The following is a 23,372-nucleotide window of genomic DNA, read 5'->3' on the forward strand; positions in this document are numbered from 1 at the left end:
TGCCATCCCCCGCGCCTTCTGGCGGCGGGCGCATCTCGCGGCGGGCGGGCAGGAGGAGCACCGCCACCGCCGTCGCGATGAGGAGTGCCACGAGGAGGGGCGCCGCACCGCCCGCTGAGGCGCCTCCTGAACTGAGCAGCGCGCCGCCCATTGAACTGGCCGCTGAACTGGCGACACCGCTCATGACGCCTCCCCCATCTCAGCAGAGGCAGTGGGGCCGCCCGCTCCCCCGGTGAGCGCGAGCAGCCCCTCATAGGCCGGCCCTGCCTCCATGGCGCCATCAGCCAGAATGCGCAGGGCCTCATGGCAGGCCAGGCGGCCGTCCCGCTCGCGGGACAGAAGCCCCAGGGAGGCGATCCGGCGCCGCGCCCCGGACGGGTGGGCCTCGCGGCGCAGGTGGATGACGGCGTCGAGGGCGCTGCCGGCCTGCGCGGCCACCGCGATCTCATCGAGGCCCGCGAGCGCGCCCAGCGCGGTGAGGCGGGCGGGCACGTCCGCCGGGGAGTTGGCATGGAGCGTCGCCCACCCGCCCTCGTGCCCGGTATTGAGGGCGGTGAGGACATCGCGGACCTCGGGGCCTCGGCACTCCCCCAGGACGATGCGGTCGGGCCTCATGCGCAGGGCGGTGCGCACGAGCACGGTCATGGGGACGGCGCCGACGCCCTGGACGTTGTCCCCGCGCTCCTGGAGGTGGATGACATGCGGGTGGTCGGGGGCGAGCTCGCTGGCCTCCTCGATGCACACGATCCTCTCGTCGGTGGGCACGAGCCCGAGGAGCGCGGCGAGGAGGGTGGTCTTGCCGGTCCCGGTGGCGCCTGTGATGAGGCAGGAGGCGCGCCGCTCCACGAGCGCGGCGAGGGTGTGGTCGAGGCCGGAGGCGATCGTCCCGGCGTCGACGAGCTCGGGCAGGGTGAAGGCTCGACGGCGCTTCGTGCGCAGGCAGATGAGGGTGCCGTCGGCGCTCAGCGGCGGGAGGACGGCGTTGAGCCGGGTGCCGTCGGACAGGGTGGCGTCGACGATCGGGGCAGCGTCGTCGAGGCGCCGCCCGGCGGAGGCGGCCATGCGCACCGCCAGTGCCCGGGCCTCGGGCTCGTCCAGGCGCGCGGCGGGGACGGGCTCGAGGCCGCTTCCCCGGTCGATCCAGGTCATCCCGCCCCCGACGAGCACATCGGTGACGCCCTCGGCCTCCAGGAGCGGGGTGAGGGCCGCCCCGGCGCCGTCGACGTCGGCGTGGACGAGGCGGGTGAGGGAGGCGATGCCCGTCGCGCCGGTGGTGGGGGCGGCGCCCTCGTTGAGCGCCTGGCCGAGGCCCGCGCCCCGGGCGAGAGCGCCGCGGATGCGGGCGAGGTCCGGGGCTGGGTCGGGGCGCGACCGCTGGGCCCCGCGCGGGGCGGGCCGCGGGCTCATGGCTGGCCCGCCCCGAGGTCGGCCTCCCAGGGGGCCCGCGGCTCGGCGTCGTCGTCCTCCTCCAGGAGCCGGGCGGCGAGCGCGCGGACGGCCCGTCGCAAGGAGCCGCGGCTGCGGGCGGGATCATCGCCCCGGGCGATGCGGGCGGCGATCGAGTGGTCCGACGGCGCCCGCCCCAGCACCTGGGCACCGGTGAGCCCGGTGATCTCCTCGGGCGCGAGGTCCTCCCCGATCTGGCGCAGGACCAGGCCGAGGCACCGCGGCGCCTCGGTGGGGGCCGTCTCCGCAGGGGCGGCTGGGGGCAGCGACGAGGCGGCATGCGGCAGTCCCCGCGCCCCAGGTCCTCCGCTCGTCTCAACCCCGCCGTCGTCGTCGCCCTCCCGAGCAGGCCAACTGGCGGCGAGGCGCGCGACGATGGCCTCGGCGGCCTCGGCGGATCGGACATCGCATCCCATGACGATGACGACCTCGGCCCCTGGCGGCGGCTCGGTACCGCGGGGGAGGTCCACCAGGACGACGTCGTGGCAGGCGCCAAGCGCCGCCAGCGCGGCGGCGGCCTGCTGGGCGCTCACAGGGCCGCCGCGCGGATCGCCGGTGAGGAAGCGGATCCCGGACCAGCGCGGCAGGGCCTGGGCGAGGCGCTCGGGATGGTAGGCGCCCTCCTGCTCGGGCAGGTCCCACCAGCGCAGGCCCGGCCGGACGCCCTCCCCCATCATGAGGTCGATGCCGCCGGCGGGGTCGAGGTCGACGATGGCGACGCTGTGTCCCTCCGCGGCGATGGCCCGGGCAAGGAGCAGCAGGATCGTCGTCGTCCCCAATCCTCCACGGGCCCCGGTCAGCGCGATGACGCGGGCGCGCCTGGGGTGGCAGGTGGCGATGATGAGTGAGGCCAGCGCCCCGGATTGCGGGGCGTCGAGCGCCTCATGGAGCGTGGCGGCGGTGATCCCCGCGCGGTGGGACAGGCTCTCGGCGAGGCCAGGGACGTCGTCGGGAACGAGGATGAGGGCGTGGGCGGCGCCGGTGCGGCGCCGCAGGGCACGCGCGCGCTGGGCGAGATCGGAGGCCGCCCGGGGCTCCTCAGGGTACGAGCACACGAGGGGCTGGGGATCCAGGCCTGTGCAGGCCAGGACGATATCGGCGGCCCATCCGGGCAGTGGTTCCTCCGGGGCGCCGGAGTCTGGATCGGGACGGAGGAGAACGGCGACGACGGCGCCGTCGGCCATCGCCTCCCCCATCGCCTCCCCGGCCTCCTCCACCGGCAGCCCCGCCCGCGCCCCCTCGCTGGCCTCGAAGGGCCAGTCGTCGGGGTCCTCCCCGCGTGGCCAGGCGCCCTCGCCGCCTCCAGTGCCCACGGGGCCCGGGGGCCCTGGGCGGGCGGGCCGCGCTCCCGGGCGGCCGCGCAGCGCTGGGAGGCCTGGATGGGTGGAGCGGGAGGCGGCGTGGCGCATGGCGGGCTCCTTCGCGGGCGGGTCGGTGGGTGGGTACCGCCTCCAGGGTTGCCCGGCCGCGCCCGAGCGCGGGGCGGGTCTCCACAGGAGGCGCCGCTGAGCGCCCGCCTGAGCGCATGTGGTTCCCGGGCGGCCGCGCCCTCACCGTGTCATTCAGCCCGCCCCGCCTGGATGGCCCGGCACAGCTCGGCGCCCTCCGTGATGCCCACGAGGATCGCCTCGGCCTGCCACACCGTCCAGGTGATGACGCCCTCGGCGTCGCCGCGCGCGTAGGCGGCAGCCGCGTCGCTGTAGGCCCCGGGAGCGCGTCGCGCGTACGCGTCGGGGACGGCCACGCCCGTGGGCTCCAGGCCGTCGCGGGTGATGAGGTGGCGCACGAGGAGGCGGCCGAGCGCCGCGTTACCGGCGGTGAAGGGCCGCATGGCGATCATCTCCCCATGGACGACGGCGGCGCGCACCAGCGCTGGGACGCCGGGCGCCGCGATGATCGCCAGGAGGGCGTCGAGCCGCTCGGCCAGGGCCTGGCCCTGGGGGGCCGGCCCGGGACCGCCCTCGCGCGGCGCCGCCCCCAGCGCCTCTGGTTCCCCCGCGGAGCCTGTGCCCCCGCTGCTCGGCGTGCCCCCGGGGAGCGCTGTGCGCGGCACGGCGACCTCGTCGAGCCCGATGGCGCCCGACGCCGCCAGCGGGCCCGCGATGTCGCGGTGCAGGCTGGTCAGGAGGGATCGCGGGGAGGGCTCGGCGGGCCGGCTCTGACCGCGCAGGTCCGCCATGAATCCCGCCAGCCGCGCGCCCGCGCGCCAGATCCCGGCGACGGCGTCGAGCGAGGGATCCCCGCTCAGCGGCCTGTCCAGGCCTCCAGCGGCAACGCGCTCCCGCAGCTCGGGGGCGCTCACCAGCGCCCCCTCGATCGCGCCCGAGGCGATGGCGCCCCGGATGGCGGCCTCCGCCCGGGCCTCGCGCCAGCGCCGCCGCAACGCCTCGTGCCAGCGCAGTTCCGCGCTGGCCTCGCGCACCGCCTCCTGCGCGCGGGCGACGCGATCGTCGTCGGCGATCGTGGTCAGGGCGCTGACGAGGGCGCGATGAGCGCTTCCCCCTGCGGCGCCACCAGCACGCCGGGCACTGCCCGCCCCGCCGTTGCCGCTGGCCACCCCGAGGCCGCCCCGGCGCCCGCCCGGAGCGCCCGCCGACCGGCCATCACTCGCTCCCATGGTGATCACTGTGCCACTCTACGGGCCGCCGCGAACTACGCTGTGCCCGTGACCTCCTCGAGATCCCTTCCCCAGGGCGCCCGTCCCAGCGCGGCGCCGTCGCCAAGCAGCGGCCCAGCTCCCACCCCCACCCCTGCTGGCGGCCTCGCCGCCACCTCCCCGGCCAGCCCCGCGAGCGCCCCGGCGCCGCGCGGGCGCCGGGGCGACCACATCGCCGCAGCGGTGCTCGGCGCCGCGCTGGCGCCCTTCACGCTGGCGCTGACCGGGCTCGCGGGCCAAGCCTCCTCGCAGGGCAGACTGCTCGTGGGGGTGGCGCTGCTCGTCGCGCTCGTCGTCGTGAGCACGGCGGTGCAGGCGGCCTTCGGCCAGCGCTCCTCCCTGGGAGGCCTCATCGGCGGCCTCGTGGCGATCGCCGCGCAAGCGGTCATCCTCGCCTCCAGCGGGCGCGCCGCCTCCGCCCCGTACGCCTGGGCCCGCCAGCTCATCCCCACCGGCGCCGTCCTCATCCTCGCGGGACTGCTCATCGGCGGCTCCTTCGGCCTGCGCCGCGCGCGCCGCGGGGGCCGCGCCTGGGCCCGCCTCTCGGCTCGCCTGGGCCGCTCGGACCAGGAGCAGGGCTCGACGCCCACCGCCCCGCCGTCGCGCCGCAATGACCATCTCTTCTCGCTGGCGTGGGTGACCGTCTGCTCGCTCGCCTCGATCACCCTTGCGGACCGCGCCTACCCCTCGATGGTCGCCAGTGGCGACGCGCCGCTGTCCCCCTGGGCGCTGGCGGGCATCCTCCTCGCCTCGATCGGCGCGGGCGCCGGCGTCACGCACTCCTCCCTGGGCGCGAGAGTGGCGGGCCCGATCCTCTTCATCGGCGCGATCCCGGCTTTCCTCTCCGCGTCCACCTCCGGCCAGGGCGCGCTCGTTCCCCACCTGACCACCGAGCCGACGGCGAGCGCCGTCCTCATGCTGGGCGCGGTTGTGAGCGCGATCGGCTGGGGGGCGCATGTGGCGCGCCGCCAGGGCATCGCCGATGAGAAGGAATCCTGGGCCGACCAGCGCGCCGTCACCCTGGAGGCCTGAGCCCCGGATCGAAGCGGGATCAACGCGGGGCTGAGGCGGCGGCCGCGCCCCGGGCGCGCGAGGCGCAGGCCACCGGCACGCCTCCCGGGCCCGGCGCCCGCCCCCCACTACGGTGGTCCCGAAGAAGGAGGCCCCGTGACCACCCACAGTCCTGACCAGCCCGACGAGCTCGGCAGCGCCAGCACCCCCGAGCAGACCATCGAGCCGCTCGACTCGGCCAGCGAGCCCGCCCCTTCCCTGGAGATGCCGTCCCTGGCCCCCGTCGTCGGGGAGAACGGCGAGATCATCGCGGCCGGAGGGCCGAGCCTGCCCGACGGACTGCCCGGCTCCATCCCCCCGGGCACCGGGGCGGCCCTCGCCGCGCGGCGCGACCAGGAGGCCAGCCAGACCCGGGCCGACGACGACGCCGCGCCCAGCGGGGACGCCCAGGAGTCGCGCGGCGCCGGGGCAGTCGGCGCCGATGACGACGCCGTCAGCCAGGGTTTCGCCGCGCTCGATGAGAAGGCCCTGGCCACGGGCCCCGCGACCTACCCGATGGGCCGGCCTGCCTCCGACCCCTTCCACTCCGACGAGGAGATCGCGGCCGAGTACGAGGCCTCCGAGGCCGCCCGCGCCCAGCAGGCAGAGCGGGCCGAGCAGGCTGAGAACGCTGCGGAAGCGGCGGCCGACGACGGCGCCGAGCAGGACGCGCCGGAGCCGGTGGGCGAGCCCGCCGCGACGGGGCCCGAGGGCACGGCCACCTCCGCCGCCGCGCAGACCGTCGCTGTCCCTCCCCCGCTTCCCGGCGCGCCGATCCGGCGCCGGAGCCGCCCCCGTGACCCCGACGAGCAGCGGGAGTCGACGGCGGTGCGGCGCCGCTCGCTCTTCCCTCCGACGATCCCCGTCGAGGATGCCGATGAGGATGGCCAGCAGGCCGCCGACGGCGATGGCCTCCCCGCGAGCGCCGACGGCGTCGGCGGCGTCGACGGAGCCGGGATCGCGGACGCTTCCAGCCCCGCCAGCACTGCTAGCGCCGCAAGCACTGCGAGCGCGAGCAGCGCGAGGAGCGCCACCAGCACCGCCAGCGCTGGCAGCACCGCGTCGGCCACCAGCGCGCTGACCGGCGGCTCCGCCCCTACGCCGGGCGTCGGCACGCCCTCCCTGCGCGCCGAGGCGGCCAGCGCCCCCGCCGAGCCGGAGCCATCCAGCACGCACTGGACGAGCGAGTCCAGTTGGACGCCGGACCCCTCCTCCAGTCCCCTGCCGCCCGCGCCCCCTCTGCCCTCCCAGCCGGCCGCGCCGGTGGCCTCGCCCGAGGAGGCCGCCCCGGACTGGTCCTCCGTCATCGCCCCCGGAGCGTCCGACGACGACGCCGAGGCCATCGCCGCCGGCGCCGCCCGTTCTTCCACGCGCTCCGGCAGGCGCGCCGCGGCTTCCGCCGCCTCCCCCGCGGCGGCCCCCACCCGGCGCCGTCGCCGCGCCGAGTCCCGTGACGAGGCCCCCGCCGATGAGGGGAGCGGCGTCGACGACGACGTCCTGCTGGACGGCTCGACCGTCGTCGGCAAGCCGGCCTCGCGCTTCGGCTCGCACTGGGCGGGGATCCTCATCGCCGTCGTCCTGCTGCCCCTGTCCTGGTTCTTCGGGCACACGGCACGGCACGCCTTCGGGACCACGGCCGCCCGCGATCCTGAGGGCGCGATGAGCGTCAACGGGGTCATCGTCATCGCCCTGAGCGCCCTCTGCCTGGGCGTGGGCCTGTGGATGGCGCGCCGCTCCTCCCTGGGCACGATCCTCGTGGGCGCCCTGACAGCGCTGGCCGGCATTCCCGGCCTCGTCGCCCCCGCGGCCACCCACCGGGTCCTCGAGCAGGCCCTCGGCGCGGCGGCCGACCGCACCTCTCTGGGCAAGGACCTCCTGGACTTCCTGTGGCTCGACCTGTCCCGCGGCACCTTCCTGCTGGTCGGGATGGTCGTGCTCATGGTCGGGATCGTCTCCCACTCCGCGCGCCGCGCCGGGCGCCGCGAGCAGGAGATCATCGACCGCGTGCGCAAGGCCTCATGACGCCGCCCGCGCCCGCCGCGGTCCCCGCACCGATGGCGAGCGCCAGGGACGCGGCCCGCGACGCGATGCCGATCGTCGTCGGCTATGTGACGCTGGGCCTGGCGGCGGGGATGCTCCTTGCCGCCCAGGGCCTGGCCTGGTGGTGGGCGCCGATCTGGAGCGTCGTCATCTACTCGGGCACGATGCAGATGCTGCTCGTCCCCCTGGCCGGGGCGGGCGAGCCCCTCGGGGCGATCGCCGCCTCCACCCTGTTCGTCTCCGGTCGGCATGTCTTCTACGGGCTGGGCTTCCCGTTGGATCGCGTGCGCGGCCGGGCGCTGGCGCGCCTGTACGCCGTCCACGCGATCACCGATGAGGTGTACGCGCTGCTGTCCTCCAAGGACCGCCACGCGATGACGGGCCGTTACGTGCTCACCGTGGAGCTCATCAGCCAGTCCTCCTGGATCGGCGGGACGACGGCGGGCGCGCTGGCCGGCCAGTGGCTGGCCGACGCGATCGGGGAGCGGATCAGCCTGCTGGGCTTCGTCCTCACCGCCCTGTTCGTCGTGCTCGCGATCGAGAACTGGCGGGCCCACCCGGATGCGGCGGCCCTGTGCGTCGGGCTTGTCTCGGGCGCGGTGGGCCTGGCCATGGGCGGCTCGGCGGCGCTGCTGAGCGCGCTGGGGGTGCTGGCGCTGGGGCTCGTCGGGCTGTACGCGGTGCGCCGCCGTCGCGCGAGCGGGGCCGGCCTGGGCGGGGGCGAATGACGATGCTGTCCAATCCCGAGATCACGATCGCCGTCGTCATCGTGGCCGCGATCACCCTTGCCTGCAGAATCGCGCCCTTCGCGCTGCTGCGCGGCAGGCGGTCGCCGCTGCTCGCCTTCCTGGCCAGCGCCATGCCGCTGGGGGTCATGATCGTGCTCGTGGCCTACACGCTCGACGGCGTGACCCTGGCCCCGGCGTCCTGGCTGCCCGCCGTCGCCGGTATCGGGGCGACGGCCGGACTGCACCTGTGGCGCCGCTCGATCGGCCTGTCGCTCATCGGCGGGACGGGCGTGTACGTGGCGGCGAGCCTGGCACTGGCGTAGCGCGGGGAGGGCGGACCCGCGCCCTCAGGCGGCCGGGGCGACCTCGGCAAGGAAGGGCAGAACCACCTCGATGAGCTCGTCGGGGGCCTCCTCGGCGGGGTAGTGCCCGACGCCGTGCAGCACCGTCTTGCGCATGAATCCCGAGACGTGGTGGGAGTCGCGGGCGTGCGCCTGGGCGGGCTGGACGGGGTCGTTCTCCCCCTGGATGGACAGCACGGGCACGGCGATGGGAGCGGCCAGCGCGCTCATCTCCGCGCGGCGAAGGCGGCTGCGCTTGACGGTCTCGATGGGGCCGCGCACGGCCCCGGGCCGGGCGAGCAGGTCGGCGTAGTAGTCGGAGGCCTCCAGGACGCGCTCCGCCCTGCCGCGGCCGACCCAGGAGCGCAGCAGGCGCTCCATGCCCTGGTGCGAGGTGAGCGCGCGCTCCGGCAGCACGGGGATGCGCAGGGTCAACTGCTGCACGGCGGTGCCGGAGAAGAAGGCGCGGCCGCGCAGGGAGCGCACCGCCACCGGGTGCGGCGCGGCGACTGGCACGATCCCGGCGACGAGATCGGGGCGCATCCCCGCCATGACCCAGGCGACCTGCCCGCCCAGACCCGCGCCGACGACGGCGCACCGCTCATAGCCGAGAGCGGCGACGACGCGCACGGCATCCTCGGCGAGGGTGTGCAGGTCGTGGCCGGAGGGAGGGCGGTCCGAGCCGCCGAAGCCCCGCAGGTCGAGGGCCGCGGCGCGGTGCCCGGCCTCGGCGAGGCGCGGGAGGACGTGGCGCCAGGCCCACCAGCACTCGGGGAACGGGTGGAGCAGGAGGATGAGCGATGCGGAGTCCTCCGGCCCGGCCAGGGCGGCGTGGAAGCGGGTCCCACCGGCGGTGAGGTCGCGGTGGGTCCACGGGCCGGGGCGAGCGATAGCGACTGGCATGCCCCCACCCTATCGGCGCCCCCGCCCCACCTTCCCATCACCTCCCCCTATGAGCGAGACCGGGCGAACAGCACCGCGAGATTCTGAATTGCTGCGTGGTTTCGCATCTCGCGGCGCTGTTCGCCCGGTCTCGCCGTGCTGATCGCCCGGTCTCGGCGCGAGGGCTAGAGACCGACGCGGGGGCAGAGGGCCTCGGCCGCCAGGGGGCAGTCCCCGCAGCGCGGCGAGCGCGCGTGGCACACGGCCCGGCCGTGCTCGATGAGGCGGTGGCACCCGTCGGTCCAGCGCTCTTGCTCCCACAGCGCCGCGATATCGCGCTCGACGCGCAGCGGGTCGGTCTGCTCGGTCCACCCCAGGCGGCGCGCGAGCCGGCCCACATGCGTGTCCACCGTGATCGCTGGGATCCCGAAGGCGTTGCCGAGCACGACATGCGCGGTTTTGCGGCCGACTCCCGGCAGGGAGGCCAGCGCCTTGCGATCGGAAGGGACGACGCCGTCGAAGCGCCCACTCAGCCCGAGCCCCAGGCCGATGAGCCGCTCCGCCCGGGTGCGCTGCATCCCGAGCGGCCGGATGATCGCCTCCAGCTCCTCCGGATCAGCGGCCGCCAGCGCGGCGGCATCGGGGAATCGTGTGAAGAGCTCGGGGGTCACGGTGTTGACCCTCGCGTCCGTGGTCTGCGCGGATAGGACCGTGGCCACCAGTAACTGATAAGGCCCGTCATGATTGAGCGCGCAATGGGCATCCGGGTAAACGGCCGAGAGCGCGTCATCAACAGCCCGGGCCCGCGCTGCGAGCGATTCCGCCATTCGTCCCCTCCTCATCGCGTCCCATTGCATCGGCCGCCTAGTGTTGCGAGACTACAACCCTCGGCTGCGTGCCTCATGTCACAAGGCGTGGCAGTATAGGCGCCAGCGCTCGCCCATGAGCCTCCGGGAACCCCCGGACAGCGATCGGACGTCACTGCGAGCCCGAGTACCACCGCACCGATAGCACTGGAGGAGCTTCGTGGAAGACAACATGATTTCCAGAATCCCACTTTTCGAGGGCATGAATCAGGAGGAGCAGGAGGAGCTGCGCGCCATGATGGCGCAGACGACCCTGCGCCGCGGCGAGACCCTGTTCAACGAGGGCGATCCCGGCGACCGCCTCTACATCCTGCTCAGCGGGAAGATCAAGCTCGGCCACGCCTCGATGGACGGCCGGGAGAACCTCCTGGCGGTGCTGGGCCCCGGCGAGGTCGTCGGCGAGCTCACCCTGTTCGACCCGGGCCCCCGCTCCACCACGGCCACCGCCGTCGCGCCCACCGAGCTGCTGGCCCTGGAGCACAACCAGCTCATGAGCTTCATCGAGACCCACCCGGCCCTGGCCAAGGACATGCTGCGGGCGCTCGCCCAGCGCCTGCGCCGCACGAACGTCGCCCTGGCCGACCTCGTCTTCTCCGACGTGCCCGGCCGCGTGGCCAAGGCCCTCCTGGACCTCGCCGATCGCTTCGGATCGGCCACCGACGACGGCGTGCATGTCCCCCACGACCTCACCCAGGAGGAGCTGGCCCAGCTGGTCGGCGCCTCCCGCGAGACCGTCAACAAGTCGCTGGCCGAGTTCGTCTCTCGCGGCTGGATCCGCCTGGAGGGCCGGGCCGTCACGCTGCTCGACGTCGACCGCCTGCGCCGGCGCGCCCGCTGAGGCCGCGCGCGGGCCCACTCGCGCGGGCCCATTCGCACGGCCGCGCGCCCCTCAGCCGTGGTCTGTGTTCGGCCAGCGCGGCGGCCTCCGCGGGCCGGGCATGCCCTGCGGCCTCGGGCGCCTCGCCTCGGACGCGCCCCGGCGGCTCAGGCGCGGGGGCGCTTCATGTAGGCGACCAGGTTCTCCGAGCCGGTGGGGCCGGGGACGACCTGGACGAGCTCCCAGCCGTCGGCGCCCCACTGGTCGAGGATCGCCTTGGTGGCGTGCGTGAGCAGGGGGACAGTGGCGTATTCCCAAGTAGTCATGGCGCCAAGACTACGGGCCGTCGAGGCCACCGGGAAGCGGCGCCAGGGCGGGCGCCGGCGGAGCCGTCAGCGCACCCGCGCGAGGATCCGGGGGGCCCGGCGCGCGTGGATCTCGGCGACCAGCTCGTCATCCTCGCGGCGCAGCCACTCGCTCCAGTCCTCGACCTCGGGGAAGCGGCGCAGCAGGGCGCGCCTCTCACGCTCGGTCAGGCCACCCCACACCCCGAATGACGACTCGGAGTCGAGGGCCTCAGCCAGACACTCCATTCTCACGGGGCAGGTGAAGCACAGGGTCCGCGCGTCGCGCTGCTCCGCGCCCTTGCCGAAGAGCTGGTCAGGCTCCGCATCCGCGCAGGCCGCGCGCGCCGCCCAGGTCTGGTCGATCATCCTCATCCCATCTCCAGCGGTCAGGTCCAGCATCGTTGTCAGACCCGTCACACACTCCGACGGTAAAGCAGGCAGGCCCGTTCCAGCAAATCCGCTCCCACCCGCGACATCCTGCAGACCCCGCTGGACAATGCCCGATCGCGGCCTGAAGGCGGCCTGAAGGCGGCGCGCCACCTGAGGGCCGGTTGCCCAGCACTCGGACCGCCAGATGCGACCCGTGCCACCCGCCCCTGCACCGAGCCCGCTGAACACGTAGTCTGGGGGCATGTCGAAGACTCCTGCGCGCACCCTCGACTCTCGCCAGCTCATGTCGGCGCTCCTCGCCTTCATCGTCATGTCCACCGTTGGCGGCGTCCTCGCCGCCGGGTTCGCCGTGCCCTTCGTGGGGGCCGCGAGCGTGGTCTCGAAGGCGTCGCTGGAGTTCTTCGAGGACCTCCCCGATGACTTCAAGGTGCTCGAGCCGAGCCAGGTCTCGGTCCTGCGCTCCTCCGACGGCACGGAGATCGCCCAGTTCTACGCCGAGAACAGGATCGTGGTGCCGCTGGCCGATATCAGCCAGAACGTGCAGAACGCCGTCATCGCCGTCGAGGACCAGCGCTTCTACCAGCACAAGGGCGTCGACCCCACCGGCATGCTGCGCGCGCTCGCCTCCAACGCGGCGGGCGCCGACCGCCAGGGAGCGTCCACCCTCACCCAGCAGTACGTGCGCAACGTCCTGGTAGAGGCGGGCATCCGCAGTGGCGACCCCACGAAGATCCGCGCGGCCACGGAGACGACGACGGCGCGCAAGCTCCGGGAGATCAAGTACGCCCTGACCCTGGAGAAGACCCTCCCGGACGCCAAGAACCAGATCCTCGAGGGCTATCTCAACATCGCCGCCTTCAGCCCCTCCACCTACGGGGTGGAGGCCAGCGCGCAGCACTACTTCAGCCACTCGGCGAAGGACATGACCATCCCCGAGGCCGCGCTGCTGGCGGGCCTGACCAACGCGCCGGGGGCCTATGACCCGGTGGCCTATCCCGACCTGGCCAAGGACCGCATGGACTGGGTCCTGCAGAAGATGCTGGACAACGAGTTCATCGACCAGGCCCAGTACGACCAGGGTGTGGCCACCCAGATCAGCGACATCCTCCACGTCACCAACCAGGTCGGAGGCTGCGCCTCCGCGGGATCCGCGGCCTACTTCTGCGACTACGTCGTCGGGGAGATCCAGAACTCCGAGCTGTTCGGCAAGACCGCTACGGAGCGCAACCAGCTCCTCCTGCGCGGGGGCCTGCAGATCACCACCACCCTGGACCCGAACAAGCAGAAGGCCGCGGACGACACCATCGCCAACTACGTCCCCATCGGCGACCCCTCGAACGTCAAGGGGGCCATCGTCGCCGTCGAGCCCGGATCGGGGAAGATCCAGGCGATGGCCCAGAACACGACCTATGGGACGGATAGCAACGATTCCTCGGTCTCACAGATCTCCTTCTCCGCCGATTACAAGCACGGCGGCATCGAGAACAACGGCTTCCAGCCAGGCTCCTCGTTCAAGCCCTTCGTGCTCGCCGAGTGGTACCAGATGGGCCGGTCCGGGACCGAGACCATCAACACCGATCCCGTGACCTTCCCGGCGGCCAACTGGAACATCTCCTGCAGTGACGACACCTTCGTCGAGCAGTGGAAGGTCGGCAACGCCAACCCGGGCGAGGGAGGGAACCACACCATCGTGCAGTCCACGGCGATGTCCATCAACGTCGCCTACGCCAAGATGATCCAGCAGATGGACATCTGCGCGGTGACAGACCTGGCCTCCAAGATGGGTGTGACCAAGACCGACGGCAGCCCCATTGATCCCCGACCCTCGATCACCCTGGGCACCATGAACGTCCCGCCGCTCAATATGGCCAACGCCTACGCGACCTTCGCGGCGCACGGCGTCTACTGCAAGCCGATCGCCATCAACAAGGTGACGGACCACAGTGGGACCGAGATGGCGGTCCCGAGCGCTGATTGCTCGCAGGTGATGGACCAGACCGCGGCGGATAAGGTCGCATTGACCCTCACGAACGTCCTCGGCGGTCAGGGAACCGCCAAGAACTACGCCCTCGCGGGCAGACAGGCCGCGGGGAAGACGGGCACCACGGAGGAGATGGACAACGCCTGGTTCGTGGGCTTCACCCCGCAGTTGTCCTCCGCGGTGTGGATGGGCCACTCTGAGGGCACCAAGCCGATGAACGGGCAGTACATCGGCGGGCGCTACTACGGCACCATGTACGGCTCCGACGCGCCCGCGCCCATGTGGAAGCAGTTCATGGACACCTCACTGGCGGGGACCGGGGCAGAGCCCTTCACCCAGGTCAGCCTGGGCCCTGGCCAGCCCGCGCAGCCCTCGGGCGGCAACGCCAAGACGACGTCGGGGCAGGTCCCCGGCGACGCCGGCGGCGCTGCCCAGGCGGGCGCGCAGGCGGTTCAGTCGGCGCCCACGGATCAGTCCGGGGCGGCCGCGCAGGCCGACGCCGCCCTCCCCGCCGGGCAGGCGCCTGGCGCCGTGCCGACGGCGGCCAGCCGCAAGGAGTTCACGATCGGCCTCAGCCCCTCGGGCTCCGGCAACGTCGTGGCGACAGGACCGGCGGGCGGCAACCGCTGACCGCCGGCGAGCACCCGCGACTCCGGCCCCTGCGATATGGCAACCATGACTGCTCTCTCACGCTCCTCCTCCCACCGCTCGCGCCTCGGCGCGGTCCGCGCCATGGGCGGCCTCGCCGCGCTCGGCGCCGGCGGTCTCGGTTACGCGCTCCTCGAGGCGCGCATGCCGGTGCTGCGCCGTTTCACCGTGCCCGTCCTGGCCGACGGCGAGGAGCCACTCACGATCCTCCACCTGGCCGATCTGCATCTGACCGATCGCACCGAGGCCCGGGTCGCCTGGGTGCGGGGCCTGGCCGCCGAGCACCCCGACGTCGTCATCTCCACGGGGGACCACCTCTCCTTCGCCTCCGGCCTGGAGCCGCTCCACCGCGCGCTCGAGCCCTTCGTGGGGCTACCGGGGGCCTTCGTCCTGGGGGACCACGACTACTACTCCTCGGTGTTCAAGCTGCCGACCCGCTACCTGCGCCGCGACCCGCGCACGGCGGACGCCGAGGACGCGCGCGACCACCTCGTCGAACTGCCCTGGCGGGAGGTCATCGAGCTGCAGGCCTCCGGAGGCTGGGTGGATCTGACGAACAGCCGCGGCGCGCTGACCGCGCACGGCAAGCGGGTGGACCTCGTCGGCGTCGACGATCCTCACGCCGAGCGGGACGCGTACCCCTCGGGGGCAGGGGGCTCCGACGGCGCCGCCTCAGCCACGCTCCTGCCGCCGGTCCTCGACCGCTCGGGGCGCGCACTGCGCCTGGGCCTCGCGCACGCCCCCTACCAGCGGGTCCTGGACGCGATGGCCGGCGACGGCGTCGCCCTCGCCCTGGCGGGGCACACCCATGGTGGCCAGCTCTGCCTGCCCGGTTTCGGCGCGCTCGTGACGAACTGCGACCTGGACCGGCGGCGGGTGACGCAGCGCCTGTCCCAGTGGCCGGGGCGGATCGGCGATCCGGCGGCGGCTGGGGACATGTACCTCCACGTCAGCGCTGGCTTGGGCACGAGCCCGTACACGCCTGTGCGCGTGGCCTGCCGCCCGGAGGCGACGCTGCTCACGCTCGTCCCTGCGCGCTGAGGCGCCTGGGCCCGAGCACACCTGGGCGTGCGGCTGGCTGGGGCGCGGGCCCGGCTGGGGCCTAGGAGCGCCAGCGGGCGAAGCCTCCCTCGGAGTTGATGACCTGACCGGTGATCCAGCGGGCGTCATCGGACAGCAGCCAGGTGATGAGCCGGGCGGCGTCGTCGGGTTCCCCGAACCGGCCGAAGGGGAACATGCCCCGGATCGACTCGAAGGCCTCAGCGGTGAGATAGCCGGTGTCGACGGGGCCCGGGTTGACAGTGTTGACGCGGATGCCGTGGTCGGCGAGCTCGTCCGCGATGGTCAGGGATATGCCGGCGATGGCGGCCTTGGCGGCGCCGTAGGCGATCTCGCCGGGGAGCGGCCCCTGGGCCTGGCCGGAGGTGAGGAAGACGATCGCGCGGGTGGGGTCGGAGGCGGGCCCATCGGCCTCTCCCCCGGGCTCTTCCCCGATGACGGCGCGGGCGAAGGCCTGGGCGAGGAGGATCGAGGCGCGGGCGTCCACGGCCCAGTGGCGGTCGAGGACGTCCTCGGTGATGTCGAGCAGGGCGGCGTCGGGCTCGCTCATGGCCTGGTTGCACACGAGGGCGGTGAGCGGGTGGTCGGCGTCGGCGGCGGCCTCCACGGCGGCGTCGACGACGCGGACGGGCTCGCCGGAGGCGGCGAGGTCGGCGCCCACGGGAGTGAGGCGGGCGCCGTCGGTGAGATGGGTGGCGATGGAGGCCATGACCGCGTCGATGTCGTCAGCGCCCCAGGCCTGGGCGGCGTCATGGGGCGAGTAGTGGTGGGCGACGACGCTGGCCCCTTGCGCGGCGGCGCGGCAGGCGATGGCGTGGCCGATGCCAGCGCGGCGGCTGACCCCGGTGATGAGGACCGTTCGGCCTGCGAGCGGCAGCGGGTCAAGGGCGAGGTCTGCGCTGGTCATGGGGTCAGTCAACCGTGCCGCGTGGGCGCGGGCAAGGGGCGGGCGGCCCGGCGTCGCCCTTCCGGCCGCAGCTCCCCGTGATAGACGACACCGGCTGGGCGAGCGGCGGTGATTTCCCTCGGCGCGGGCGGCCCGGCTATAGTTGCCGCTGCACACACGGGGTGTGGCGCAGTTTGGTAGCGCGCTTCGTTCGGGACGAAGAGGTCGTGGGTTCAAATCCCGCCACCCCGACGAGAAGAAGAGCGCCGCCCCGTCAACGAGCTTGCGAAGTTGAACGGGGCGGCGCTCTTCGCCGAGGAGGGGGTCGAAGGCCGCAGGCCAAGACCCCGACGACGAGGAGGTCCGCGAGCTTGCTCGTGAGACCTCCGAGGAGGAAGGGGCTGTAGGCCGCCAGGCCGAACACCCCGACGAGAAGAAGCCCGGTGGCCGCAGGCCATCGGGCTTCGCCGCGTGTTGAGGGGTGGTCGGGGGCTCGGCCCGGGCCCACCATCCGCGGCCCTCGTCCCTCGGGCCGCTCCCGCCAGCCCCGCCACGGTCCCGGGCAGAGCCCCCGACCACCCCTCCGACAGCCGCTCGATCCGGGCTTACAGGACTTATTCTGCTGGTTCTGGTTCTACAGGTCAGGGCTGCCACCGCTCGATTGCCAAGCCCTGCGCTTGTGGACGCGCGTGGGGGTTGCGGACGTGCCTCGGGGTTGCGGACGTTCCCCCGGGGCGCGTCGGCAACCCTCAGACGCGTCCACAACCCTTGGGCGCGTCCGCAACGAGGCGAGTCCTGCGCGCCGGCGAGCGCCAACCCGCGCTAGCCGGAACCAGATAAACAAGCCTCCACAAAACCTGAGGCTTGACACCCAGCATCATCGTCAGCCACGACCGCGGGACGGGTGGCCTCATCGGGTACCCATCCGCGGACTGATGCCCTGCGGCGGGGTCGGCCGCAACCCGGTGACCGAGCGTCGAGTGCGGCGTCACGGCCAGGGGCAGCGCCCCGCAAGTACCGCAGCGCAGCCCGCGAAAGCCCAGGCCCGCGTCATCGACGGCGCTCCTTGCGCGACCAGTGCCTCACCCAGGCCGGGTGCCTCGCCGGGCACCTGACCCCTCCAGTGAGCTCACGCTCGGCATTGTCGAACAGGTCCTCGATCACGGCATCGTGCAGGGGCTCGACCAGGACGGGGAAGAGCAGGCGCATCCTGCCGCGCGTCCGCCCCATGAGCACGTGGCGCATCCGGCAGCGGCCGCGGGGCAGGGCCTGGATCTCGAGCTCGTGGAATCCCTCGATGCCTACACCCCGGTGGAAGGCGAAGCGCGCCCGCCGCCCTGGCTCGTACTCGACGACGTGGTAGCGAATGGGACCGTGGCCGCCGTCGGCCCCGACCCCTAGCGGGGCGTCCAGCACCATCGGGTATCTGAACTGCGAGGGCCACAGGCGGTCCCCAGGACGGCCCAGGCCATCGAGCAGGACTCCGGCCGCCTCGGCATCAGCCGGGATGCTGCGCTCATGGACATTGCGGATCATGACTCCCCCTGCGATGCACGCTGGGCAATCCACTGTAGGCGGCGGCCGCGCCCCGGGCAATGGCGAGCAGCCGGACCCCTGGGCTCAGGTAGCCGGTTCCACGGGCAGGTGCACTCCGCGGGGCTCTCCGTGCAGCCGGGTGGGATCGGACGACAGCATGGTGACCACGGCGGCGAGCGTCAGTGCCACCAGCCCAGCGATCCAGGACCACGGCAGCTGTGTGCCATGGCGTCCCAGCGCAGCGACCGCGCCACCGGCCGGTGCTCTTCGCCGCGTCTTGCGGGGTGGTCGGGGGCTTGGCCCGGGCCCACCATCCGCGGCCCTCGTCTCTCGGGCCGCTCCCGCCAGCCCCGCCACGGTTCCGGGCCGAGCCCCCCCGACCACCCCTCCGACAGCCACCCCATCAGCCACTGTGTCAATTCTGCTGCCGTCGCTGCTCACGAGGCTCGATCCCGCCGTCATCACCCGCGCCATTCCAACGATCCACCGACGACTCCACAACGCCGTCGTCCCCCACGGCAGCAGAATTGACAGGCCCGCGGGCCCGACCGGCCCTTCCGCCTCACGCGCAGCCCTGCCGCGGCACCCGCAGCATCCGGGCCCCGCAGGCGAGGACCGTCAGCATGAGGGCGAGCCCGACGGCGAAGCTGCTCACCATCCCCCAGTCGGTGGCGTGGCGGATGATCGCCTCCAGGGCGGCGCCGTCGCCGTCCCTCGCGATCACAGCGGAGCGCAGTCCCTCCCCCGACCGCACGCTGCCGATGAGCGCCTCCGTCCCCGCTGGCCAGCCCGCGCCGACGACATGCTCGCTGGCACTGCCGAACCCGACCCCGGAGACAGCAACACCGACGACGACGCCGATCTGCCTCAGCGCGGCGGAGAGACCTGAGGCCGCACCGGCGTCGTCGCCCTCGAAGGAGGCCACGGCGAGCTCGTTGACCACGGTCCCCGCGGCGCCCACCGCGATCCCGGCGAGGATGAGGCCTGGCAGGAGGACGAGCCACGTCGTCGAGCCGTAGATAAGCGCCCAGGAGCACAGCGCCGCGCTCCCGCAGACGAGGATCCCCAGCAGCCGGGCCGCCGATGTCCAGCGCCGGCCGCCGCTGAACAGCCAGGCCCCGGCGATGGCGGCGAGGCTGAAGGGTAGGAAGCACAGGCCCGCCTGGAGGGGTGACAGCAGGTAGATGTTCTGCGCGTAGAGGGACAGCCAGGGCATCTGCCCCACCAGACCCGCCTGGACAGCGAACCCGGTCAGGATACTCACCACGTAGAGCCCGCTGGAGAAGAGGCGCCCGGGGATCATGGGCGCGGCTGTGCGTCGCTCGACGACGACGAGCGCCCCGAGCGCGGTCGCCGAGGCGATCGCGCCGCCGAGGGCGCGCGCGCTGCCCCAACCCCAGGCCGCACCCTCCAGCAACACCACTGTGGCGCCTCCGGTGGCGGCCATGGCGAGCAGCGTTCCCGGCCAATCGACGCCCGCGCCCTGGCGGTTGGGGCCCGGGTCGTCCACCCGCCAGGACAGCGCCCAGGCGATAAGCCCCACGGGGACGTTGATCCAGAAGATCGAGCGCCACCCGGCGGCCAGGACGAGGCCCCCGCCCGCGAGGGGTCCGACGGCGATGGCTACTCCGGAGATGAGGCCGTAGATTCCCGTGGCGCGGGCGCGCTCACGGCCAGCGGGGTAGCGGTCGGAGATCATGGGAACGCCGACGCCGAGGAAGATCGCGCCGCCGATGGCTTGGAGCGCTCGGGAGGCGTTGAGGGCGAGGATCGAGGGTGCGAGCGCGCACAGCAGGGAGCCGAGGGTGAAGAGCACGAGCCCCCATCGGAAGAGGCGCAGTCGGCCGAGCCTGCCGCTCAGCGTCGCCGCGGACATGAGCAGGGCGCCCAGTGGCAGGGTGTAGGCGTTGACCACCCACTGCAGCTGGGCCTGGGAGGCGGCGAAGCTCTGACCGATATCGCTCAGGGCAACCGACACCACGGTGATGTCCAGGACGTTCATGAAGCTCACGGTGCAGATGAGCACGAGGGCGAGCGCGCGCTTCGAGGGTGGAGGCCCGGCTGCCTGGCTGTGGCTCGCGTCGTCACTGCGCACGGTGCTCATCCCCTCGTGCCCCAGCAGCAGGGGCTCTGACCCGCAGGTTACTCGCAGGTGACTCGCCCCGGGCGAAGATCTACCTCCTGGGCGGGGGCATCTCATTCAGGCGCTGACATGTCAGTCATCGATGGCTAGCATGTATGACATGACATCCACGATGGAGCCCGCGACGATCACCGCGAGGGAGCTCAGCCGCCGCACCGGCGAAGTGCTCAGCGCCGTCGCCGCTACCGGCACCCCAGTCACCGTGACGCTCGGCGGGGTTCCCCAGGCGACCATCGTTCCCGTTCGGCAGGATGAGTCGCATATCGACCAGATGATCCGCCAGGGCCGCATCGAGCTCCCACGCAGCGAATGGGAGAAAGGATCGCGCCTGCCGTCACTCAGCCTGCCGGACGGCATGACCACCGACCAGATTCTCGACGAGGATCGGCGGGATCGCGTCTAATGCCCTTCTACCTGGACACCTCGTTCGCAGGGATCGCGCTCTTCCCAGGGCAAGGCCCTCCAGAGCTGCGGGAGGAGTACGCGCGCGTGGGCAAGCGCGCCGCGCGCATCATCAGAGCCGCGCTCGACGACGCCGACCTGTATTCATCGGTCCTCATCGACGTCGAGCTCGCCCACGTGGCTCATCGCGGTGGTCTCCCGTCGTCCAGCGTCGACGGTTTCCTGGGCCACCTACGGCGGGTGCGTATCGACGCGGAGGTGGTTCAACGCGCCAGGACCCTCACCAAGGCGCTCCGATCGCTTGACGCTATCCACCTCGCGAGCGCTCTTATTCTGGATTCCCCGGCGGCTCCGGTGACACTGCTGACCCATGACCGTCGCATGTCGATCGCCGCAGCGGCGCATGGGCTCACCGTTGTCGATCTCCTTGAGGATGACGCCCGGTCCTGATGGCCTCGGCGGGCCCGCACCGGCTAGTCTGGGCGGGCAAGTTCCTGGTGCGCGAACCGCACGGCCCGGTAGGAAGTCCGGGCGGCGCCGCGGCGTCCGTCGCTCCCCTGAGGAGAATCCAGCGTCACCGGGTCCGCCTCGGCGTACCTGGAGACACGACATGTCAGCGACGTTCACGGTCTACTTCAACGGCCAGTTCTGGGTCGGCGTGCTTGAGCACGACGACGGCGGCTGGGTCCGGGCGGCGCGAGTGACCTTCGGCCCCGAGCCCACGGACACGGAGCTGCACAGCTGGCTCCTGGAGAACGGCACCGCGCTCATCAATCGCGCGGACAGCGCGCCCAGGGTCCGGCGGACGGGCTCCACGCAGGAGCGGCGGGTGGGCCCGAAGCGGGCGATGCGCGAGGCGGCGAAGGCGGCGGCGCGGCACCGGGAGAGCACGGCGGCCCAGGCGGCGATGCAGGCCGATCTTGAGGCTCGTGCTGCGGCGTCCTCCACTCAGCGGCGGGAGGACCGCGATGCGGAGCGCGAGCGGCGCCGCGAGATCGCCCGGGCGAAGGCCAAGGCCCGCCACCGCGGGCACTGACGCGGATCCTCGCGATCCCGGTTCCCCATCTCCTCCCCACCGCTCCCCGTGGAGTCCCCATACTCCACGGGGAGCGGGACATCCGTCCCCATCGCGGCGCCATTCCGCGGTGTTCTAGGCTCGCAGCAGCCAGCGAGGAAGCGGTGCTGGGATGCACCGAGATGCACCGCCTCCTCGGCCCGTCCATCCTCTCCCTGCGAGGGACGATTCTGGAGGCCCTGATATGCCGATTCTTCGACGCCGCACGCTCCTGACCCTGCCCATCCTCACCGCCGCCGGGCTCCCCGCGCTCGCAGCCTGCGGGAGCAGATCCTCTGAGACCAGCGGGGCCGATGCCAGCGCCTCCCCCTCACAGCAGACCGGTACGCCTCCGCCCAGCGGCTGGCAGACCGTGGAGTCCTTCACCGCCGGCCATCACATCAGCGTCGACGTCGCACCCCTGGTCACCATGGATGAGAAGACGACCATCCTTCCCCTGCGGATCACGCGCATGGCCGATGACGCCGCCACCGACGACGTCGACGAGGACAACGGCACATGGGGCTGGACCCATCTGTGGAAGGCGCCTGGACTCCTCGACAATCGCGCCGCTGCGGGGACCCGGCTCATCGACACAGCCGGACGGCGCGTGTGGAACTGCATCGACGGCACGATCCCCACCGAGGCAAGGTCCCTGGAGAAGGGGCAGTCCGGAATGGCCTACGCCGTCTTCGGGCCCGTCGACACCGACCGCGTCACCGTCTTCCTGCCGCTCACTGGGTTCCCCGAGGTGGCCGTCATCAGCAAGGACGAGGCGGCGGGAATCCTCGGCTCGGATGTCGACCTCGACAAGGCCCTTGCCGAGGTTGACGTGGCCTCCTATGACTCCAAGCGCCAGGACGACCAGCCGACCCTCGCCGAGATCAGCGCCCCCGCCAGCATCGATACCTTCACCCGGGCATTCGACAAGTCCAGCGCCTCACGCACCACGGACACCTCCATCACGACCACCCTGGCCAGTGACGTCACCTTCGAGTTCGGGAAATACGATCTCACCGCCCAGGCCGACACCCAGCTCCAGACGGTGGCGGCCCAACTCGCCTCCTACAGCGGCGGTGAGCTGTCCATCGTCGGCCACACCGACGACGTCGCCGACGAGGCCTTCAACCAGACCCTCTCAGAGCAGCGCGCCGCCGCCGTCCACACCCGCCTCGGGCAGCTCACCCCCCTCGACGCCTGGAGCGTCACCGAGGAGGGCAAGGGCGAGAGCGAGCCCGCCGTCCAAGGAACCGACGACGCCGCCCGAGCCGCCAACCGCCGCGTCGTCGTCACCCTCACCCCCACCGGAGGCACCTCGACTCAGACAACCTCGACCGCCTCGGCCTCCCCATCCACCGCCCCGGGCGGGGAACTGCCGGAGGCCAAGGGACCCGTCGGCTCAGGCGCGGGCAGCGCCCTCGCCGTCCCCTCAGACGATGGCTCCGTCTCCCCGTCGATCACGGTCGAATCGATCACCCGCCGCGGTGGGCTCCTCCTGGGCAAGCTCACCATCACCGGCAATACCGAGAGCACCGTGGCGCGCGCCTGGTTCGAGGACAACAGTGACATCGGAGGCATATTCGCCAACTCCCGTGGGGAGGACGGCGACTCCTTCCCCTTCGCCGGACTCGACGGCGTGACGCTCCTGGCCGGGGGTCTGCGGTACATGCCCTGCGACTACGTCGTCGGCGGCAAGGGCTACCACCGGCCTCTCGCTGACACACAACTGCATTGGGGCATCAAGGAGGGCACCTCGACCGCCTTCGTCATCTGGCCCGACGTCGGCCAGGATACCCTCATTGTCGATCACCAGGAGGGCGCGCGCTCCGGAGCGGAACAGCCCTGGCGGATCACCGACGTGCCCGTCACCGCCAGCTGAGCGGCGCGGGCACCAGCTCCTCATCCACCGCACAGGCCGGCCATAGTCCCCGCCCACGCGCGGGCGCGATGCTCTCCAGGCAAGTCGCCGAGACGCTCGTCCCCGCGCCCGCCAACTGCCCCCCTGCCGCAGGCGCGCGGCATCTCGGGAGCAGGGTCGCAGGGCGCCCGCCGCCAGGCGGGGACTAGCCTTGCCCTGGAAGGAGGCCGATGAGCAGACCG

At 73.0% G+C, this 23,372-nt stretch carries 21 protein-coding genes and 1 tRNA gene; 12 read left to right on the forward strand and 10 right to left on the reverse strand.

Annotation, left to right across the window (positions count from 1 at the left end; all coding sequences use genetic code 11):
• Positions 1-180: 180 nt before the first annotated feature.
• The 3 genes from A1QA_RS0103905 to A1QA_RS0103915 all read right to left on the reverse strand — a co-directional run bounded on the left by A1QA_RS0103905 (position 181) and on the right by A1QA_RS0103915 (position 4,063).
• The gene (locus tag A1QA_RS0103905; RefSeq protein ID WP_017177620.1) at positions 181-1,407 is read right to left on the reverse strand and encodes a TadA family conjugal transfer-associated ATPase; all 1,227 of its coding nucleotides are present in this window, start codon (positions 1,405-1,407) and stop codon (positions 181-183) included.
• The gene (locus A1QA_RS14895) at positions 1,404-2,855 is read right to left on the reverse strand and encodes a cellulose synthase operon protein YhjQ/BcsQ (RefSeq protein WP_017177621.1); all 1,452 of its coding nucleotides are present in this window, start codon (positions 2,853-2,855) and stop codon (positions 1,404-1,406) included. The genes A1QA_RS0103905 and A1QA_RS14895 overlap by 4 nt, the downstream gene beginning before the upstream one ends.
• 149 nt (positions 2,856-3,004) lie before the next feature.
• Positions 3,005-4,063, reverse strand: a complete 1,059-nt coding sequence (locus A1QA_RS0103915; protein WP_425265728.1) for a Fic family protein — start codon at positions 4,061-4,063, stop codon at positions 3,005-3,007.
• Between the two features lie 48 nt (positions 4,064-4,111).
• Between A1QA_RS0103915 and A1QA_RS13340 the strand changes: the two genes are divergently transcribed.
• The 4 genes from A1QA_RS13340 to A1QA_RS0103935 all read left to right on the forward strand — a co-directional run bounded on the left by A1QA_RS13340 (position 4,112) and on the right by A1QA_RS0103935 (position 8,243).
• Positions 4,112-5,134 (forward strand): hypothetical protein, encoded by a 1,023-nt coding sequence (locus tag A1QA_RS13340; protein ID WP_154652225.1) that lies wholly within the window; start codon positions 4,112-4,114, stop codon positions 5,132-5,134.
• 135 nt (positions 5,135-5,269) lie between these two features.
• A complete protein-coding gene (locus A1QA_RS0103925) occupies positions 5,270-7,174 on the forward strand; it encodes a hypothetical protein (protein ID WP_017177625.1) in 1,905 nt (634 codons plus the stop codon).
• Entirely contained in the window at positions 7,171-7,920 is a 750-nt protein-coding gene (locus A1QA_RS0103930) for an AzlC family ABC transporter permease (RefSeq protein ID WP_017177626.1), read from the forward strand. Before A1QA_RS0103925 ends, A1QA_RS0103930 begins: the two co-directional genes overlap by 4 nt.
• Positions 7,921-7,922: 2 nt before the next feature.
• Positions 7,923-8,243, forward strand: coding sequence for a branched-chain amino acid transporter permease (locus tag A1QA_RS0103935; RefSeq protein ID WP_017177627.1), 321 nt, complete (start codon positions 7,923-7,925; stop codon positions 8,241-8,243).
• Between the two features lie 24 nt (positions 8,244-8,267).
• Here the strand turns inward: A1QA_RS0103935 and A1QA_RS0103940 are convergent, their stop codons facing one another.
• The gene (locus A1QA_RS0103940) at positions 8,268-9,164 is read right to left on the reverse strand and encodes an alpha/beta fold hydrolase (RefSeq protein WP_017177628.1); all 897 of its coding nucleotides are present in this window, start codon (positions 9,162-9,164) and stop codon (positions 8,268-8,270) included.
• 164 nt (positions 9,165-9,328) lie between these two features.
• Positions 9,329-10,000, reverse strand: coding sequence for an endonuclease III (gene nth, locus A1QA_RS0103945; RefSeq protein WP_082181113.1), 672 nt, complete (start codon positions 9,998-10,000; stop codon positions 9,329-9,331).
• Between the two features lie 169 nt (positions 10,001-10,169).
• On the opposite strand from nth, the gene A1QA_RS0103950 reads away from it, so the two are divergent.
• Positions 10,170-10,847: a Crp/Fnr family transcriptional regulator gene (locus A1QA_RS0103950; protein ID WP_026048664.1), complete on the forward strand. Its 678-nt coding sequence runs from the start codon at positions 10,170-10,172 to the stop codon at positions 10,845-10,847.
• A 146-nt stretch (positions 10,848-10,993) separates the two neighbouring features.
• Here the strand turns inward: A1QA_RS0103950 and sp36 are convergent, their stop codons facing one another.
• Positions 10,994-11,152: a Sp36 family protein gene (gene sp36, locus A1QA_RS15265; RefSeq protein ID WP_017177631.1), complete on the reverse strand. Its 159-nt coding sequence runs from the start codon at positions 11,150-11,152 to the stop codon at positions 10,994-10,996.
• A 66-nt stretch (positions 11,153-11,218) separates the two neighbouring features.
• On the reverse strand, positions 11,219-11,545 hold the full coding sequence (locus tag A1QA_RS0103960; protein ID WP_017177632.1) for a WhiB family transcriptional regulator: 327 nt from the start codon (positions 11,543-11,545) through the stop codon (positions 11,219-11,221).
• A gap of 259 nt (positions 11,546-11,804) precedes the next feature.
• Here A1QA_RS0103960 and A1QA_RS0103965 point away from each other — a divergent pair, with 259 nt between their 5' ends.
• Both A1QA_RS0103965 and A1QA_RS0103970 read left to right on the forward strand, forming a co-directional pair.
• The gene (locus tag A1QA_RS0103965) at positions 11,805-14,174 is read left to right on the forward strand and encodes a transglycosylase domain-containing protein (RefSeq protein WP_017177633.1); all 2,370 of its coding nucleotides are present in this window, start codon (positions 11,805-11,807) and stop codon (positions 14,172-14,174) included.
• A gap of 45 nt (positions 14,175-14,219) precedes the next feature.
• A complete protein-coding gene (locus tag A1QA_RS0103970) occupies positions 14,220-15,233 on the forward strand; it encodes a metallophosphoesterase (RefSeq protein ID WP_017177634.1) in 1,014 nt (337 codons plus the stop codon).
• 61 nt (positions 15,234-15,294) lie between these two features.
• On the opposite strand, the gene A1QA_RS0103975 is transcribed toward A1QA_RS0103970, so the two are convergent.
• Complete coding sequence (locus tag A1QA_RS0103975; protein WP_017177635.1) at positions 15,295-16,158, reverse strand: SDR family oxidoreductase; 864 nt, start codon at positions 16,156-16,158, stop codon at positions 15,295-15,297.
• A 157-nt stretch (positions 16,159-16,315) separates the two neighbouring features.
• Between A1QA_RS0103975 and A1QA_RS0103980 the strand changes: the two genes are divergently transcribed.
• Positions 16,316-16,389, forward strand: a tRNA-Pro gene (locus A1QA_RS0103980).
• Positions 16,390-17,187: 798 nt separating this feature from the next.
• On the opposite strand, the gene A1QA_RS0103985 is transcribed toward A1QA_RS0103980, so the two are convergent.
• Both A1QA_RS0103985 and A1QA_RS0103990 read right to left on the reverse strand, forming a co-directional pair.
• Complete coding sequence (locus A1QA_RS0103985) at positions 17,188-17,673, reverse strand: hypothetical protein (protein ID WP_017177636.1); 486 nt, start codon at positions 17,671-17,673, stop codon at positions 17,188-17,190.
• 562 nt (positions 17,674-18,235) lie between these two features.
• Positions 18,236-19,777, reverse strand: a complete 1,542-nt coding sequence (locus A1QA_RS0103990; protein WP_017177637.1) for an MFS transporter — start codon at positions 19,775-19,777, stop codon at positions 18,236-18,238.
• Between the two features lie 139 nt (positions 19,778-19,916).
• On the opposite strand from A1QA_RS0103990, the gene A1QA_RS14900 reads away from it, so the two are divergent.
• The 4 genes from A1QA_RS14900 (at position 19,917) to A1QA_RS13350 (ending at position 23,151) form a co-directional block, all read left to right on the forward strand.
• On the forward strand, positions 19,917-20,219 hold the full coding sequence (locus A1QA_RS14900; protein WP_167320638.1) for a type II toxin-antitoxin system Phd/YefM family antitoxin: 303 nt from the start codon (positions 19,917-19,919) through the stop codon (positions 20,217-20,219).
• Positions 20,219-20,668: a PIN domain-containing protein gene (locus tag A1QA_RS0104000; protein ID WP_017177639.1), complete on the forward strand. Its 450-nt coding sequence runs from the start codon at positions 20,219-20,221 to the stop codon at positions 20,666-20,668. The genes A1QA_RS14900 and A1QA_RS0104000 overlap by 1 nt, the downstream gene beginning before the upstream one ends.
• A gap of 160 nt (positions 20,669-20,828) precedes the next feature.
• On the forward strand, positions 20,829-21,254 hold the full coding sequence (locus A1QA_RS0104005) for a YjdF family protein (protein WP_017177640.1): 426 nt from the start codon (positions 20,829-20,831) through the stop codon (positions 21,252-21,254).
• Positions 21,255-21,477: 223 nt separating this feature from the next.
• Positions 21,478-23,151 (forward strand): OmpA family protein, encoded by a 1,674-nt coding sequence (locus tag A1QA_RS13350; RefSeq protein WP_017177641.1) that lies wholly within the window; start codon positions 21,478-21,480, stop codon positions 23,149-23,151.
• The last annotated feature ends 221 nt before the right edge of the window (positions 23,152-23,372 follow it).

The organism is Actinomyces timonensis DSM 23838 (assembly GCF_000295095.1).
Lineage (GTDB): Bacteria > Actinomycetota > Actinomycetes > Actinomycetales > Actinomycetaceae > Actinomyces > Actinomyces timonensis.